The organism is Fischerella sp. (genome assembly GCF_013388695.1).
Taxonomy (GTDB): domain Bacteria; phylum Cyanobacteriota; class Cyanobacteriia; order Cyanobacteriales; family Nostocaceae; genus PCC9605.
In genome coordinates this window covers 1-17177 of the sequence record NZ_JACAEU010000195.1, presented here as the reverse complement: position 1 = coordinate 17177, position 17177 = coordinate 1, and the positions used below count along the sequence as shown (strand labels likewise).

The following is a 17177-nucleotide window of genomic DNA, read 5'->3' as shown; positions in this document are numbered from 1 at the left end:
CACTAACTACTAACCACTAACCACTAACTACTAACCACTAACCAACAACTATTTATTTAACTTCTGTAATTTGCAGAGTATAAGGAAAATACTTATCTTTGTGGTAGGAACCAACCCAAAGCTGATAAGTTCCAGGTAGCCATTCCCCAACAATGCCAGGATTTTTACCGTTAAAATCGTCATTACACCAAGTACCACCAGGACCACTGATAATCAGGGTTGTATCCTCAGGACTGTCTACTAGTACTTTCAGATAGTCGAATTTTGTTGTGAGCTGTAGGGTGTGGTCTGGTTTCTCATCAACAAATCCGGCACACTGACCTGTGGGAGTTTCAGTTTTATTAACAACTTGATTTCCTGGCAATGAACCGCCACTCATGCCACGAACTTGAAGGGGGTCTGGGACAAATTTGAGACCGATACTGATATCGCCAAATATGGGTGGTGGTGTTTCCTCTGCATGTGCTACGGCATTCATTACCAATGCGATCGCCAACGTCGCTATCAAGAACGATAAGTTTATCCCTTGATTGATCACTTTACTTGGCATTTTGATTATATTTTTCTAAATTACTTTCAGTATGTTTTATGACACTTATTTTACACGCCGAGTTCCTAAACTGAGGGAAATTGCCCATATATAGAAAAACGTTCTTTATTTGTCACTATAGCTTCCCTTAATAAATAAAGGCGCATGTTCATGCGCCTTGACTCGATCTATATTCTCTATTTGGACAATATTATTTATCCTCAAGGATTATCGCCGAGGTTGAATATTAGCTAAATCGTCATTAGTCATTTGTCCTTTGTTTTTTGTAAATACAAATGACTAATGACTAATGACAATCTCCACGACTAAGTATGCGAGTTTAACGCTTCGTAGTTTAATTGTCTTCTGCTATTGCCTTAGCTAAGCGGAGCTTATCTAATCCTATTTGATGGAGTAGCAACCAAGATTGGATCAAGTCGGGGCCATGCATATCTCCGGTTAAAGCTGCCCGGAGACTACGCATAATCAAGCCTTTCTTGACGTTTTGCTCTTTTACTACTTGTTTAATAATGTCTTGGGCGCTGGCTTCGTTCAACTCCTGCTGATTCTGTAGCGCAACGATAACACCTTTAATAGCAGTAGCAACACCTTCTTGTTTGAGTTGAGTAGCAGCTTCCTCACTGAATTCCACCGTATCAGTGAAAAAAAGTTTGCTAATAGCGACAGCGTCAACAAGGCGAGTCAAGCTGGGCTGAATTAAAGTCACCAGTCGCTCTAACCAAGAGCGTTCTTCTCGTCCTCCTGTTAATTTATACCCAGCTTCTTCCCAATAGGGAATGACTAAATCTATCAGTTTATCTACCGACATCGTATGGATGTACTGGCTATTGATCCAATCTAGCTTTGCCCAATCAAACTTGGCTCCTGCTTTATTAACCCGCTCAAAGCTAAACTGTTGTGCCGCTTCTTGTAAGGTAAAAATTTCCTGAGTCGAATCTGGAGGCGACCAACCTAACAATGTCATGTAATTAACCAAAGCTTCGGCAGTGAAGCCCATTTGTTTAAAATCCGAGATAGAAGTGACACCATCTCGTTTAGAAAGCTTGCGTCCCTCTTGATTCAAAATTAGGGGTGTGTGGGCAAATTCTGGTATTTTTGCACCAAAAGCTTCATAGAGGAGAATTTGCTTGGCAGTGTTGGCGATGTGGTCTTCTCCTCGAATCACATGAGTAATTTGCATGTCGATGTCATCGACCACAACCGCAAAATTGTACAGGGGTTGACCAATACCATCTGCGGCGGCGCGAGCGATGACCATATCACCACCCAAATCGCTACCGCGCCAAACCATCTTGTCTCTTACTAAGTCATTCCAGACAATTTCCCGGTCATCATCAATTTTGAAGCGAATCACAAAGCTACGCCCTTCAGCTTTGTAAGCAGCTTCTTGTTCTGGTGTCAAATTGCGATGACGGTTGTCATAACGAGGAGCCTCACCTCTTGCTTTTTGGGCCTCTCGCAGCGCGTCTAGTTCTTCAGAGGTTGTATAACAGCGATACGCTAATCCCCGATCGAGAAGGGTTTGTACCGCTTGTTTGTAAATCTCCAAGCGTTGGGTTTGGAAAAAAGGCCCTTCATCCCAGTTTAATCCTAGCCAGCGTAACCCCTGGAGGATATTTTCTGTAAATTCGGGACGCGATCGCTCTATGTCTGTGTCTTCAATTCGCAAAACAAACTTCCCGTGATGGTGACGGGCAAACAACCAGTTGAATACAGCCGTTCTTGCTGTACCAATATGTAAATTCCCAGTCGGACTAGGAGCAATACGTACTTTAATAGTCACAGCAAATTCGCAAATTATTTATGATGGCAAAGCATGACCATTGTAGGGTATTTCAGAAATGGTCTTCATGAGATTAAAGATCCTGACTGGCAATTACCAATCTGCAACTTCAGAATCTATCTTATACTTTATGTAACTCAACGGGACCGACGGGGCTCGAACCCGCAACTTCCGCCGTGACAGGGCGGTGCTCTAACCAATTGAACTACGGTCCCTCAACTGGCAACTTTTTAATTATCCCTAACACATTTGAAATTGTCAAGCTTTTTTTGGAAAAAATCAAGAGTCATTTGTCATTGGTTAGTAGTTAGTGGTTAGTAGTTAGTGGTTGTTAACTATGCCCGATGCCCACTCTCCCCTTTCCCATTGCCACAGGCTGAACTGGTGTTAGATTTTGCAACACGCTCAATGGTAGTTTTTTATACTCTTGCTTTCATAAATTTTTGCTGGGCTGGATGTGAGGCGAAGGAGGTAAGCTCTGACTATGTTTTACCCAGGTAGGTTTTCAGCATTTGTCGCTGGCAATGCTTTATGATTTTTTATTTAATGCTGCGATAATAAATTTAAGAAATTATCAAATAATTTATACAACCAAAACTTTACACCAATTTTTTTTTGTTTTTGTTTGACAAGTAGATTTTTTAGAATTTCAGGTTTCATTTTTTCATACTCTGCTTTCAAAATATTTTTGCTTTCGTTAGACGAAATGACAATCTCTGCTTTTTGACTTAATTCTAAACAATCTGCTAGTTGCTGGCGTTGAGTAGCGGTGAAAGTTAAAGTCATAACATTGGCACAGCTATTTGGTTCTTCTAGGGCGAAGAATAGTAAATGATAGTAGCCAGTATCTGCTAATGCTTTTACTATTTTTTGACCTTTATGATCTTTTAAATCTAAAAAGCAAGATAACCATCTTGTTAGTTTAATATGCGTATCGCTCAAGACTGTTATCCACAACACCATTGGATATAGATTACTTTTAAAAATAAACTCTGTAAAATTGTTTTTATCTAAGAATTTTGCAATTTCTTTTTTGGGTAACATCGCCCAAACAGTTGGTATCATACCGTGTTGTGTATGGATTAGGTGTGAAAAACAAATAGGAGCTATCGGTTGATTTTTAGGCCAAGTCTTCTGCAAGCAAAGTTTTTCAGATAATGACGTTACAGGTACTAACTGTACAGGCTTTTGAGTTTGGTAATTAATACTAATATCGATAGTGTCACCATGATGTTTACGCTGCAAGTTCTCTAACACCGCTAATATTTGGTTAATATTTTGAGGGCGATCGCTTACTTCTTTGGCCAAACAACTCATTACTAATTGTTTTAGCTCTTGTGGGATTTTAACCTGAGGTGCTATTTTCTCAAAAGGAGGTGGTATTTCAAAGCGATGAACTTGATACCAGTCACCAAAGGAAGTACTTTTAGTTTGAAATGGATGCTTGCCTGTCAACATTTCAAACATCAACACTCCCAAACTGTAAATATCAGAACGCACATCTAATAGTTTGCGTCCTTCCATATGTTCTGGAGAACAATAAGGTAAACTGCCTATAAAAGACTCTGACATGCTTATTCCGGAACGCTCTGTTAAAAACTTAGCAATACCAAAATCGAGTATTTTGACTATCTTGCCTTTTTTGGCGTCTTCGTTAAGAAATATATTTTCTGGTTTAATATCTCGGTGAACAACTGGATAAATCTCTCCTTTGATGCTGACACCTTGGTGAGCACAATGTAAACCTAAACAAATTTGATGACAAAATTCCAAAAAATTTGATATTTTTAAAGACTCGATCTTGAGGATTTGTTTGAGGTTTTTCCCTTGCAGATACTCCATTACATAAAAGGGAACTTTATTTTCGGTAACTCCATAACTCAATACTCGGACAATGTGTGTACTTTTCCGGCCCAATTGAGCACCAATAAAAATTTCTCTAGCAAAACGTTGAGACATTTGTCGATCTACCAGATTCATTGACAAAATCTTGACTGCAACTGGTTTACCACCTTTAGCAGCGTCTTCTGCTAGGTAGACTCTACCCATGCCTCCTTTACCAATCAAATCTCTGATTAAATAACGATTGTTCAGGAATTTGCCTATGTAAACGTCTAAATCTGTTTTGTGAGTTACTTTATTGTTAATGGAATTTTGCAACATAAAATAGTTGATTCTCCAAAGAATTAAATATAATTGGTTCCAATTATTTAATTATTAATTTTAACTATAAAAATACCCAATCAATTTTGAGAATTAATCAGTTCAGGTAAACCTAAGTACAAATAATTATGAAAATTAAGTAAATTCATCTTGAAAAAATTGTAAAAGCTTGTAAACATTGTTTAACATATTAATAAAATGATTGATATGAGAAATTACACTGAAACTAAACAGGGAATTCACTGAATTGCTTGTTCAAGTCAGTGAATCTACTGATTAGTTATTTGTTGGTGGTTAGTAGTTAGTGGTTGGTGGTTAGTGGTTGGTGGTTGTTAACTATGCCCAATGCCCAATGCCCATTCCCTCACCGAAAAAGTTAAAAGTAAAAAGTTAAAAGGCACTCATAAAGAATAAATACAAAAGGGTTTGAAGCCCCTAAATTTATTTATGAAACAAGTAAAAATACTTTTTGAGAGACGCGTAGCGCGATCAAAAATGCGTCCATTTCAAATCCCCTTAATTTATTTATGGGGATTTTCTTTTTACTTTTTACTTTTATCTTTTTACTTTTTAATCTCACCCTCCTCCACTCTTCTACTCGCCCGCTTAGCGCTGTAAATTAGGATTTCTTAAACGACGTAACAACCTGAGCAGAGGTGATTCTATTTTGAGTTCAAAGGCTAGGAACTGGGTGCGTTGCAGGGAATTGAAATTATTGTCACTAACGAGTATTAATGAGCGTTGTCCATTAGGTAATCGAGAACCGAGAGTTAAGCCTTCGATATTATCTAAAAATACATCTAGATTCCTCAAATCTAACAGCAGTTTTTTCTGAACTGGTTTGATTTGCTTAGAGTTAACAGCTAGAAGACTGTCAATATTATGAATGTCTGAGGCTCCCTCTAACGAAACCTGAAACAGCGCAATATGAAATCCCAAGCCAGTAAAAGTCCGCTCTAAACTGAGAAAGTGTCCTTGATTATCCAGAGCTACTAAATCAGATAATCCACTAGCAAATTTTCCAGCAAACTTTAAAAATAAATTTACTGGTTCAGTTAGATAAATAAATTCTTTTTCTGCTTGATTGGTGAGCAGATTATATTGCAAAATTCGACAAGGATTACTAGTATTTGGTTTAGCTTCTGAACCATCTTGAATCAGAGCGTTTTCCGTGGCTGTAAATAATTTGTTTTGGTCAGGTGTGATAGTGAGACTTTCAAAGGCTAAATTGTTACGGATTCCTTGCTTACCGCTTTTATCTGGCAAATATTTATTTGGTACTGGTAGTGTTGTTAACTCTTTGCCAGAGGCTAGGGAGAATTCTTTAATAAAGGGATTTATCATTTGATCGGTATCACCTTCAGAAGAAATAAATACAGTTGCTTTGTTAGTTAAAGCAATGCCTTCTGGGTCGATGCTACCAGGCGGAAAGGTTTTACCAGCTTCATTTATTAGCGGAGTGACAGCAACAGGAGTAACGCCACCATCTTTGAGTGAGCCTTTACTCAAGTCAATTTTGAAGGTATAAAAGCGAGCAGCAGCTTTGTTGCTGCGATCGTCAGATATGGCATAATAAAGGTCATTATTTGCATCGTAGGTAATTCCAGATAACCCTCCTATTTCGGTTTTTTGAAATGAAAGACCTTTAGGTAAAGTTGCATAACCGATAAAATTTATACCTGTAATTTCAACGGCTGATGAACTTAAGTTGGAAAAGAAGAGGCTGATGATGAGAATTGGCAGAAAAAATAAAATAATTCGTGGAAATTTCAAGATTTTTTTGGTGAGGTGCATCGGTAAGAGTTGCTAATCTATAAAAGTCAACAACACGATATCACGCTCAAGTTAAAAGTATTTGCTATTTATCCAGCCTGGAAAAAGTTGACAAGCCAGTCTTTAACGCTGCGGGTAGCACGACAGTCATCTTCGTTATAGCGTTGGATTATTTCTAATAAGCTGCGATCGCCTGTTTGTAACCACCGATCGTACCAGTAAATACACTTAGCACCACTTGCCTCTGGATCGCGCCACTCAAACCCCAACCAACGAGCGATCGCTTTTAAGGCGTAGCTTTCCACTGGCAAGGCTACGCTTTGGGTTAATTTTTCATAAACATCTACAAATCGACTCAGAATTGGTTGTACAGAGGCGTGGGGAGTACGGTAAAGCTTAGCTAGCCGTTTGACTGTATCAAATTCGTATACACAGAAATGATAAATAGGTGCATCGGGATATTGCCCCATCAAATCCAAAAATTGCTGCCAAATTAATTGTTCTTCTTCTGGATTTTCAGCTAACAAAGAATAAAACTCTTCTGTATTAGTTTGTCTGTCAACAACCAAAACTCCTAACAAGTAATCCAAATTCAAATCTGGTTGCGCTTCGATATCAAAATAAAGCTCAATGGGGGCTGTATATGTAATATCTGGAGTTGAAGCAGTGACATTTAGCTGATTAATCTCCTTGGGAGAAATTGGCGGTGAGTTCTGCTGTTGTTGAGGACTGCTTAACAGTATTGCTTCAGTCGTAATGACATCACCTGTCGTTAATGCCAGAGTTTCTGAGTGGAAGGAAGTTGGTGGCAGGTAAGGTAAAATCAGGGGGCGATTTTCCAGTATGGATTGAGCTTGCAATACGAGTTTATGGGCTACTTCCCTGTCAAAACCAGGGAGATTTTCCAAGACAGTTGGATTTGTTTGAGCGAGAGATTCTACAGTTGTAATATCTAGTGTTTGTAGTTGAGTGTAGCGGACTGGTGTGATTCCTGGTATTAAGGAAAGGTGTTTTTGGGATCTCGCTTTCGCATAACAACTGCTGTACCAATGGCAAAGACTACAGCGTTGACGGCTGATAAAAATCTCTGGCGCTTCCTCTGTTTCCAAAGATTGAATCAACTCTTGGAGAATACCTTGCATCTGTGGTATCCATTTGACTAGATCCACAAGATAACTCGCCTCTTTGCCACGCAAGCTTAGCCAAGCTGATTGTGGTTCCACTTGCTGCACCGTTGCCAAGACTTGGGCGTGAAATGCCGCTACAACTTGATATTCTTGCTTAGGACGTTTTCCTAGTTCAATGCTAACCGGAACGTAGATCCAATCTCCAAAGCAAGATTTTCCGGATTTTTTTACAAGTAAATCAGGACGACTCAGCAATGTGTATTCTTTTGGGGATGAGGACGTGGGAACGCAAAGAGGCGGGGACGTGGTGAGTGTATTTGATAAATTCTCCGCGTCTTCAAAAACTGTGTTTGCTAACTCACATAATCGCCACTGAATATCAGAATATTGAGCTAGCAACACACCTTGATAAATACACTCTACGCCCTGCTGCATTAATTCTATAGTTGCTGCCTCTCCTCTTTGCCAGTCTCCTTTAGGATATTTGGGCCGGCAAACATTCCACTGCGTCAAAATAGTTTTTTGATGAGCGATTTTGTCTCGTTGCAGCTTTAGCAACAAGTCATTGGCAGTATCTGCTTGGCTGAAGTCACCGTGGATATCTAAATAAGGTCGGCGCTTGCAGCGTTGGTATTGCAGCAGTAGCTCAGCATTAATTAACATTCCTTTAAGCTAACAAGAATTAACATTCTGTGGGAGTAACTCAAACAACTAAACTTACTGTAAGTGAAAGTACACTCTTTTGAGTTTGAGGAGGAGTGGGAGAATAACTAATGACCAATGACTATTGACCATGACCAGTATCTCTGTGGCAAAAACCAGATTGCATCTCCATCGACAGCAATTCCCAGCTTTGGTGAATAAAACTTATTTTAACTACGGCGGTCAAGGCCCCATGCCCCAAGTGGCTATGGATGCTATTACGCAAGCCCAAGCTTATATCCAGGAAATCGGCCCTTTTGGGACTGAGGTTGGTGCTTGGATCTTACAAGAGGTGAAAGCTATGAGAGTAGCGATCGCATCTGAATTGCATGTACCTCCGGAAACAATCACCCTCACAGAGAATGTAACCGTTGGTTGCAATATTGCGATGTGGGGTATTGATTGGCATCCTGGCGACCACCTATTATTGTCTGACTGCGAACATCCAGGTATTGTGGCTATAGCCCAGGAAATCGGACGCAGATTTGCCGTAGAAGTTACCACCTGCCCCCTGATGACAACTTTGAACGAAGGCGATCCTGTGGCAGTAATTGCCCAGCACTTGCGTCCTAATACCCGCTTGGTAGTATTAAGTCATATCCTTTGGAACACTGGTCAAGTTTTACCTCTTGACAAGATTGTAAAAGCATGTAGACACAATCAGACCAGACTTTTGATAGATGCTGCTCAGTCTGTTGGTTCATTGCCATTGAATTTAACTGAATTGGGGGCAGATTTTTATGCTTTTACTGGTCACAAGTGGTTGTGTGGCCCTGCGGGGATAGGAGGTTTATACGTACGCCCAGAAGTTAGAGAAAGCTTACAACCCACATTTATCGGATGGCGTAGCGTCATCACCAACAGTCAAGGTCAGCCTGTGGATTGGTATCCAGATGGAAAGCGCTATGAAGTGGCTACTTCCAATTATCCTCTTTACACTGGCTTGAGAGAAGCGATCGCCGTTCATCAGCAATGGGGAACAGCACAGGAACGCTACCAGCAAATTTGCCATAACAGCGAGTACCTTTGGCGACGCTTAGTTAGTCTACCCCATGTTCATCTCTTACGGACTTCACCTCCAGAAAGTGGTTTAGTCTCATTTCAACTCACTCAAAATAACCCCCAAGTCCACCTACAATTCGTAAATTTCTTACAATCAAAAAGATTATTCACCCGCACAATTGCCGATCCAAGTTGTGTACGTGCTTGCGTCCACTACTTTACACTTGAGTCTGAAATTGACCAATTAGTTGAGGGAATTCAAGAATGGTTAGTGGTTAGTGGTTAGTTGTTAGTGGTTAGTTGTTAGTAGTTAGTAGTTAGTAGTTAGTAGTTAGTAGTTAGTAGTTAGTAGTTTAGTATTTATTTCACTCCTCCACTCCTCCACTCCTCCCCAGTCCCTAGTCCCTACTTCCCATATGGAACGTCCAATTTTATACTTAGCAATCACTAATCATGGTTTTGGTCATGCTACTCGTACCGCAGCTGTTGCAGCGACTATTCAAAAGTTATGTCCAGAAGTTCTGCTAATTGTGGTGTCCACTGCTCCAAGGTGGTTGCTAGAGTCTTATATTGAAGGCGATTTTATCCATCGTCCGCGTGGATTTGATGTGGGTGTAGTGCAAAAAGATAGCTTGACAATGGATAAAGCAGCGACGTTGGAAAAGTTGCTGGAAATTAAGAAAAATCATCGCTCTATCATCGCATCGGAAGTTAATTTTATCCGTCAAAACCGCGTTCATTTCATTTTGGCAGATATTCCTTTCCTAGCTGCCGAAATAGGCAAGGCTGCGGGTATTCCCTGCTGGATGATGAGTAATTTTGGCTTTGATTTTATTTACCGAAATTGGGATGATACTTTTACCGAAGTTGCTGATTGGATCAGTTCTTGTTACAGCAAGTGCGATCGCCTATTTCGTCTTCCCTTTCACGAACCGATGGCAGCTTTCAGAAATATCACGGATGTCGGTCTAACTGGCGGTTCTCCTCGTTATTCTGCTGATGAAATCCGATCCACTTGGAGAATTACTGCGCCAGTAGAAAAGACGATTTTACTTACATTTGGTGGCTTGGGTTTGCAGCAAATTCCATATCATAACCTCCAGCAATTTCCCGACTGGCAATTTATCACGTTTGACAAATTAGCTCCAGATTTACCTAATTTAGTTAAAATTGGCGATCAAAAATATCGTCCTGTTGATTTGATGCCCATTTGCGGACGAGTTGTTTCTAAACCTGGTTTCGGTACTTTTTCTGAAGCCACTCGTCTTGATTTACCAATTGTTTCAGTCACCCGTGATGATTTTGCCGAAGCAACTTTTTTGTTAGAAGGTATTTCTAATTACAACAAACATCAAATTCTTACCCCATCAGAGTTGTTTGATGGTACTTGGGATTTTTTACTGCAACCACCCCAGCAACCACGGTTTCTAGAACCGATTGCTAAGAATGGTAATGAAGCTATTGCCCATGAAGTTATTAAGTATTTTGATGTAATGTAAATGTTGGTTGTTGTTTGTTGGTTGTTGTTTGGAATAACCAACAAACACCAACAAACAACAATCCTCTGCCCTGAAAGAGCGGAGGATTTTTATCAAAAAGTAGATGTCCCTGATGATTCTGTAGATACTGAAAGTGAGTAAAACCACTCACAATCACCTTATCAGTCTAACGAGCAACCTGTAGCAGAACAACCGTAATTTCCACTAGAGAAAAATCAGTATTAAAGCACTTCATCCGTATTTACCGAAGGTTTTGATAAAAGTAAGGAAATAGGTAAGGGAGAACGCAACACCCTACTCTCTTTGGGAATGAGGATTAGGAGAAAAGGATTATGATGCTAGGAGTAAAAATTATAAATTTTTATAATCTATTATTTAGAAAGTGTAAGCCCTGAGATTCATCAGTAGGTTATTTCATCATTTATTATTCATAATTTATATGACTCACTACCAAAAGCTACTCAGAATTTCCACCACTGGCAAATCTTTACACAACATCACCTCTAAAATAGAAGCGATAGTGGCAGAATCGGGAGTTGAAACAGGCCTGTGTACATTGTTTTTACGCCACACTTCTGCCAGTTTGCTGATTCAAGAAAACGCAGATCCAGATGTACTAAAGGATCTAGCACACTTTATGGCAAAACTCGTGCCAGAATCAGCCCAGTATATTCACGATACAGAAGGGCCAGATGATATGCCAGCGCATATCCGTACTGCCCTCACCCACACATCAGAAAATATTCCTATTAATAGAGGTCATCTAGTTCTGGGAACTTGGCAGGGAATTTATATTTGGGAACATCGCCAACATAGTCATAATAGAGAATTGGTTGTCCATATTTCTGGATAAACACAGTTATTAGTTGCTAGTTGTTGATTGGTAGTTAACCGAAATAACCAACCATCAACAAACAACAAACAACAAACAACAAACAAAAAATGAAAATTGTCGATTTAATCGCCTGGTTTGAAGAATGGGCAAATCCCGCTTGGCAAGAAAGCTGGGATAATTGTGGCTGGCAAATTGAACCAGGAGTGTTACAGGAAGAAGCACGGGTACTGATTTGTTTAACGCCGACTCTGGCGGTGATGCAGGAAGCGATCGCCCATCAAAAAGCTGGTATCCCTGTAAATCTGATCTTTGCCCATCATCCCCTGATTTTTAGTCCGCCTAAGTCTTTGCGTAGTGGCAACCCGATCGCGGAGATGGCGCGGTTAGCCTTTATCCATAATATTGGTATTTACAGCGCCCACACCAATTTCGACCAAGTCCAAGATGGCACTGCCGATGTTTTAGCTCAAATTTTGGAACTCCAGCAAGTCTCTCCAATAGTACCAACGCAACCAGGCTTGGGATATGGACGTGTTGGTTTCCTAAAATCGTCTTTGGCATTGAAAGAGTTACTGGCGACAATTCAATCTCGACTTGCCCCCCCTGCTTTGATTATTTCCCCAACAGCAGATTTAGAGCAAAAACTTGACAAAATAGCAGTTTTAGGAGGTTCGGGTGCTAGTTTTATTTCGGCAGTAGTAAAAACTGGTGCTCAAGCTTATCTGACTTCTGATTGCAAGTTTCATCAGTTTCAAGAAAGCCGCGATCGCGATCTGATTTTAATTGATGCCGGACATTATGCCACCGAACGCCCTGCGTGCGATCGCTTGGTGCAAAAGTTCCGCGCTTTAAATCTAGACTGGGTGCAGTTGAGTCAACAAGATGAGGATTTTCGGTTATTTGTTCAATGATTCTTTTAAAAGACACAGATGCCCGACTTTTTAGAGAAGTTGGGCATCTTGTTTATCATGATGCTCCATTTTCAAGAATCTTGCGATCGCACTCCAACTTCAGACGAATTTTTCACTCTCCTTTCAAGTATTTTGCACTTGCAGTTTGACTATGATTGCCGTTGCACGTAATAAAAGTAACAAAGATCAGAAACACTACACTGTTATTTAGTAATCACACTTAATTAAATAGATAATAAAAATACATAATTTTTATCACAATTGCAGCGAAAGCCAAAGAAAACCTTGTATTCTTTATCAATAGATTTACTAATGTTAAGGCTTCTGCCAATAGCGAATTTTATTTTTAATAAGTGTGATTTTCATCACATATAAATAGAAAGCACAATCACTAATACTTCCTGATCTGCATCAATTCAAGAAAGGTTGAGATATTCCACAGTGGAGGAAACAATCGCCAACTATGATCTAATCACAATGATTCGCGCACTCGTTGAATCTGCTTTTCAAACAGGATATCTTAGTGTTGAATCCGAGGGTCTTCTCCATCAAATGCTGGCAACAAAGATCTATCAGCCAGAGGATTTGGCTGCTCTTTCAGCACTTTTAGATGCTGTTCGCGCGGGTCAAATCAAGCGGGAAGCTTCCTCAAATCTAGTCATGGAATTTCCTAAATATAACAAGAGAAGCTGATACTTACAAAACAAAATTAGTCAAGAAGAGGCAGCGCACACAGTCTTGGAGGTTTACACGCCAGGTGACGCTAGGTACTACCCTGCACTCCCAGCGCGCAGCGACTTCCCGTAAGGTAGCCGTCCACCTCATGAGTGACTGCCGTTCCATAGTCGAGAGTCCAAATTTTAGAGTGACTTTTGACTTTTTAGGCATTGTTGTTTAAAACGATGAAGGTCACAAGAGAATAAGCTAAGATCATTTACGTAGGGGTAAAAGTAAAGCCGAGTCCCCAGACTTCCCAGCAATGCCAATGAATACAAGTAGGCAACTTAAACAACCGCAACCAAAGCTTGTTTTGGAGTATATTTTATTACATAATGGTACTAAGGACTCACCTGCAATTACTAACCTGGCCAGGCCAACTCCTGAATTATGTGATTTCTATGAGGTATACATTCCCTGAATGACCTCAAAAGGTAAATTTCAACTGGTGCAGTGAACATAACCAGACTTTGTGACCCAAGATTTCCATAAAATTAAACAGATAACTGCAAGCAAGTCTTGGGCTTGGGTCAGGGAAAGCACTTTCAAGGTTAATTTTACAAACCTGTAACGGGTGCTATCTATTGGGGGTAAAACCCAAATGTTGACAGATTTAACTAGATTTAAAAAGGCAGAAGCTGTAAATGCTACACCGCAAGATTTATCAACTATGTTGCGATGGGCGGGAAGTATGTGTGTTCTTGCGGGACCAGCAACGCTGGATTGAACGCGCCCGCATCATCGATATAGAGGGAGATTTAGTTACCCTGCGCTATGAAACAGATGAAGATGATGAAATCTGTTCTTGGGAGGAGATGGTTCGCCTCGAAAGTATTGGCGCTATTACCCAAAAATTAGCTTCCGTGCCACGTGGCAATGTTGAGCCTCTCCTGACTGAAGAGTGTCCTGAAGCAGAGCGCATTCGCAATCGCTATACTGACTCTAATCCAGACTAAGTAGTTATTGGTTAGTGGTTAGTGGATAGTGGTTAGCAGACCTACTAACTACTAACTAATGACTATTGACTATTGACTATCATTTGCACGCTCAAAAGCAGGACAGTAACCATCCAGAGTTACTTTAAAGTTATATAAAGGGGACGCGGGATTCCAACACCGTTGTCCCCTTTGATGTCGGCATGTTCCGCAACAATCTACATCAGACCACATATAGCGATCGCTACTTTGATTGAGAAGTTCTCGTTGTGATAATCCCCGCAAGACGAGTTCTTCTCCCTGCCAACGGGCTTCAATTAAGCCTGTGTCTGCAAATTGTCGCCAGCGGGGATCAGCAATAATCGCATCTGGAAGGGTAATATTTACTACGGTTTCCAGTTCCGTAAGTTCGCCTTCATAGTTAGTCTCTGGTGCAACTGGTTGCAAAAATGTTTCGCCAATAGGAAGTTCTACCAACGTACCCACAGCTGGAGAATGTACGTGATAACGGTTTTGCAGTTCATCTAAGCTAGTCAAGTCTGCCAAGTAGGTAGGAGAAGCGTGAACAAAGATGATGTGCTGGGGTCGCAAATTATGTATTAATTGGGTAGTACCAGGGCCATCACTATGTTGGGCCAAAAGATAGGTTTCTACAGTAATAATCCCTGGAAATTGATCGGTATTAATTTTTATGTCAGTTTTTTCTGGTAGGAGGATCAGCCAAGGGCCAGTGTCGGGTTGGCAGTACTCGTTAAGGTCTTGTGTGGAGTCAGTGAGGACAATGCAAGGGAACTTACCAACATTTTCACGCTGTTGTGGCTGCAAACGTCGCACCCGGGGACGTATCCGTTCATCCCAAAACAACGGCTGATGGCGGGCAAAATTCTGCACTGAGGGAGGGAAGTGGGATAGTAATTCCAAGTAAGCATCGCAGCCAGTAGCGACAGCACCGTTAACCCAGATATCGAGGTCGCGTCCCGTAAAGTGGTGATGGCTGCGTAAAAGCATCAGCAGTTCTTGACCAAGCCCTAAAGCAGGTGTGGGCATGAGTACAGAATAACGGTCGGCGATCGCCCGATTAATTCGTTCTGCAAGTTGATTTTCTTGATTGCGGCGATGGGGATGGCGGGAAGTGCCATAAGTACCTTCAATAATTAGCACATCCAACTCTAATCCCCGCAATTCCTCTAAACGCAAACCCTCCACTAACCGCGAGTTAGATAAGAAAAAGTCTCCGGTATAAAGCAGCTTGTAGGTGCGCTGTGGAGTAGTGTAAGTGAGCAGCATTGCCACAGCGCCGGGTAAATGCCCAGCCGGAAATAGTTCTACTACCAAACCGTCTTTTATTTCTAATGGCGATCGCAAAGGCAAAGCCTGACAAAGTTGAGATAAATCCTCGCGATCGTGGTCAAGCCAATTTAGTGGTAGTAACTTACTCGTCACCTCACTGGCGTAGATTGGTAACAGTGGAAAGGCTTTATGCAGTGACAGCAAGCCTTTAGCGTGATCGGGATGAGCGTGACTGACCAAAACAAAATCTGCCGGAAGGGGCGAACTGCCTCGGCGTGCTGGTTTCGCGAGCCCCTTCAGCAGTGGTGAAATATCTGTCAAGCCACAATCTAGTAGAATGCGGTGTGGCCCCATCCGCACCAATAAACAGATGCCTTCACCAGTATGGTTGACACCGTACGGTAGACACTCTAATTCACTAGCTGCTTCCCCTGTATCGACACGAGAGGATGGCGATAGGCGATCGCTCATGTTATCCTCCCCTCCATGCTCATTTTTATGAATATTTCCGACAAACCAAGTAGTTTTACAAGGATATTTCTCACCTTACCTAGGGGCTAATTTCCGAACTTGTGCCCCTACACCCTTGGAAAGCGGATTTGCTGTTGGGGAGGAAATTCTCCACGGAAGCCGCATTGGTTCAAAAGACGCAAGTAATCAGAAGCCCTGAAACTCGGGACTAGGGGCGGTTGCCTCTTACATGTTTTCCATCATCAATGTGCAGAGCCATTGCCGTGATAATTATCTGAATCATAAAATCCATTTTTAGTGCCAAAGAACAAGCACGACACAGTAAAGATAACGGTTAATCCAGCTAGTATGAGCTTTACATCCATTTGCTTGTTGCCCTCTATTAAAGTCTTTCTTCTCTATTATTAAGTGATTCCGCAACAGAGGCTAATCACTGGATAATCCTTACCATGCTTGGGTGGATTCGACAATGAGTGAATCTACTGCATACAGTCCGATTGTAGAACTTTTCTGCGTCTGTGTCTATTCATCGAGGTAACAAATGGCATTCGCAACGAAGAGCAACCAGTCGTAGGGAGTCCGCCAGACATTAGTGTGAGTGCAAATCACTTGTAAATTTCTCGTCGGTGTCCAATCTTATCAATAGTAATAATCCTTTCCTCACTATTGAAATCATAAATTACCCGATAGTCACCGACTCTCAGCTTATAGAAACCAGCCAGTTCACTTGTCAAAGGTTGAGGGGTAATCTGGTCAAAATTTTCAGCCAACCAATTGATTTTACTAACAACACGCTCACGCACCACTTGAGTAAGCTTCTCTAGACTTGCAAGAGCTTCTGGTTCATACTCAACAGAGTAAGTCATTGCGGATTTAAGCCAAGTTTTTTATGGACTTCCTCAGCAGGAATACCGCGAATACCTGCTTGTCTTCGCTTTTGTATTTCCAGTAATTGCTGCTTGACTTCTTCTGTGACTTCTTTGCCTGCGTCCGGATCAACGAAAAACTCCTCTAGAGTTTCTTCAACAGTTTCCCGAATCAAAGCTTTGAGTTCATCAACCGTCATGTCTTTGATTTGCATTTTGACCCCTTAGTGCTTTGTAGCTAGTTGCTAATGTGAGTTTAGCTTGTTTTGCCAAGATATAAAGTGCCTTTGATATAGGAAGTCTGGGACTATAGGAACAAAAACTCGTTAAGTAGGTTTAAAATTTCTTGAGGTTACAAAATTTTATTATCAGTGCTGAATTGTATAGTGCGACACTCGCTTTATCTATCAGCCTTAGCTAATCGTGGCGCTAAACTGAACTTCCCCCCAAGAAAAAAGAGCTAACTGTTGACCAGAGTGGGTTTCAAAGTTTTTTGATTCCCTGTTACTGGGTACAAATTGTCAAAGGGGCTTGCGGAGCGAGTTTGAGGCGT

The 17177-nt window shown here is 41.1% G+C and carries 14 protein-coding genes and 1 tRNA gene; 6 read left to right on the top strand and 9 right to left on the bottom strand.

All coding sequences use genetic code 11. The annotated features are described in order from the left end of the window. Positions 1-52 precede the first annotated feature (52 nt). The 6 genes from HXY43_RS25700 to HXY43_RS25675 form a co-directional block, all read right to left on the bottom strand. On the bottom strand, positions 53-550 hold the full coding sequence (locus HXY43_RS25700; protein WP_290889744.1) for a hypothetical protein: 498 nt from the start codon (positions 548-550) through the stop codon (positions 53-55). 334 nt (positions 551-884) lie between these two features. Beyond that, positions 885-2333: a glutamate--tRNA ligase gene (gene gltX, locus HXY43_RS25695; RefSeq protein WP_290889741.1), complete on the bottom strand. Its 1449-nt coding sequence runs from the start codon at positions 2331-2333 to the stop codon at positions 885-887. Positions 2334-2474: 141 nt separating this feature from the next. Beyond that, positions 2475-2548 (bottom strand) — tRNA-Asp (locus HXY43_RS25690). A gap of 328 nt (positions 2549-2876) precedes the next feature. After that, complete coding sequence (locus tag HXY43_RS25685; RefSeq protein WP_290889737.1) at positions 2877-4496, bottom strand: serine/threonine-protein kinase; 1620 nt, start codon at positions 4494-4496, stop codon at positions 2877-2879. 606 nt (positions 4497-5102) lie between these two features. Beyond that, on the bottom strand, positions 5103-6290 hold the full coding sequence (locus HXY43_RS25680) for an esterase-like activity of phytase family protein (RefSeq protein WP_290889734.1): 1188 nt from the start codon (positions 6288-6290) through the stop codon (positions 5103-5105). A 68-nt stretch (positions 6291-6358) separates the two neighbouring features. Next, entirely contained in the window at positions 6359-8059 is a 1701-nt protein-coding gene (locus HXY43_RS25675; protein WP_290889731.1) for a TM0106 family RecB-like putative nuclease, read from the bottom strand. Positions 8060-8189: 130 nt separating this feature from the next. On the opposite strand from HXY43_RS25675, the gene HXY43_RS25670 reads away from it, so the two are divergent. From HXY43_RS25670 to HXY43_RS25645, 6 genes are all read left to right on the top strand, one after another. Further along, on the top strand, positions 8190-9386 hold the full coding sequence (locus HXY43_RS25670; protein ID WP_290889769.1) for an aminotransferase class V-fold PLP-dependent enzyme: 1197 nt from the start codon (positions 8190-8192) through the stop codon (positions 9384-9386). 130 nt (positions 9387-9516) lie between these two features. Beyond that, positions 9517-10599 carry a glycosyl transferase gene (locus tag HXY43_RS25665; RefSeq protein ID WP_290889728.1) on the top strand — a complete coding sequence of 361 codons (1083 nt, stop codon included), beginning with the start codon at positions 9517-9519 and terminating at the stop codon, positions 10597-10599. Between the two features lie 439 nt (positions 10600-11038). Beyond that, entirely contained in the window at positions 11039-11452 is a 414-nt protein-coding gene (locus HXY43_RS25660; RefSeq protein WP_290889725.1) for a secondary thiamine-phosphate synthase enzyme YjbQ, read from the top strand. A gap of 89 nt (positions 11453-11541) precedes the next feature. Then, positions 11542-12345, top strand: coding sequence for a Nif3-like dinuclear metal center hexameric protein (locus HXY43_RS25655; RefSeq protein WP_290889722.1), 804 nt, complete (start codon positions 11542-11544; stop codon positions 12343-12345). A gap of 477 nt (positions 12346-12822) precedes the next feature. After that, a complete protein-coding gene (locus HXY43_RS25650) occupies positions 12823-13038 on the top strand; it encodes a hypothetical protein (RefSeq protein WP_026732911.1) in 216 nt (71 codons plus the stop codon). Between the two features lie 668 nt (positions 13039-13706). Then, positions 13707-14018, top strand: a complete 312-nt coding sequence (locus HXY43_RS25645; protein ID WP_026732910.1) for a DUF6679 family protein — start codon at positions 13707-13709, stop codon at positions 14016-14018. A gap of 69 nt (positions 14019-14087) precedes the next feature. On the opposite strand, the gene HXY43_RS25640 is transcribed toward HXY43_RS25645, so the two are convergent. The 3 genes from HXY43_RS25640 to HXY43_RS25630 all read right to left on the bottom strand — a co-directional run bounded on the left by HXY43_RS25640 (position 14088) and on the right by HXY43_RS25630 (position 16839). Further along, positions 14088-15758: an MBL fold metallo-hydrolase gene (locus HXY43_RS25640; protein WP_290889717.1), complete on the bottom strand. Its 1671-nt coding sequence runs from the start codon at positions 15756-15758 to the stop codon at positions 14088-14090. 605 nt (positions 15759-16363) lie between these two features. Beyond that, the gene (locus HXY43_RS25635) at positions 16364-16624 is read right to left on the bottom strand and encodes a type II toxin-antitoxin system RelE/ParE family toxin (protein WP_290889714.1); all 261 of its coding nucleotides are present in this window, start codon (positions 16622-16624) and stop codon (positions 16364-16366) included. Continuing rightward, positions 16621-16839: a hypothetical protein gene (locus tag HXY43_RS25630; RefSeq protein ID WP_290889711.1), complete on the bottom strand. Its 219-nt coding sequence runs from the start codon at positions 16837-16839 to the stop codon at positions 16621-16623. The genes HXY43_RS25635 and HXY43_RS25630 overlap by 4 nt, the downstream gene beginning before the upstream one ends. Positions 16840-17177 lie beyond the last annotated feature (338 nt).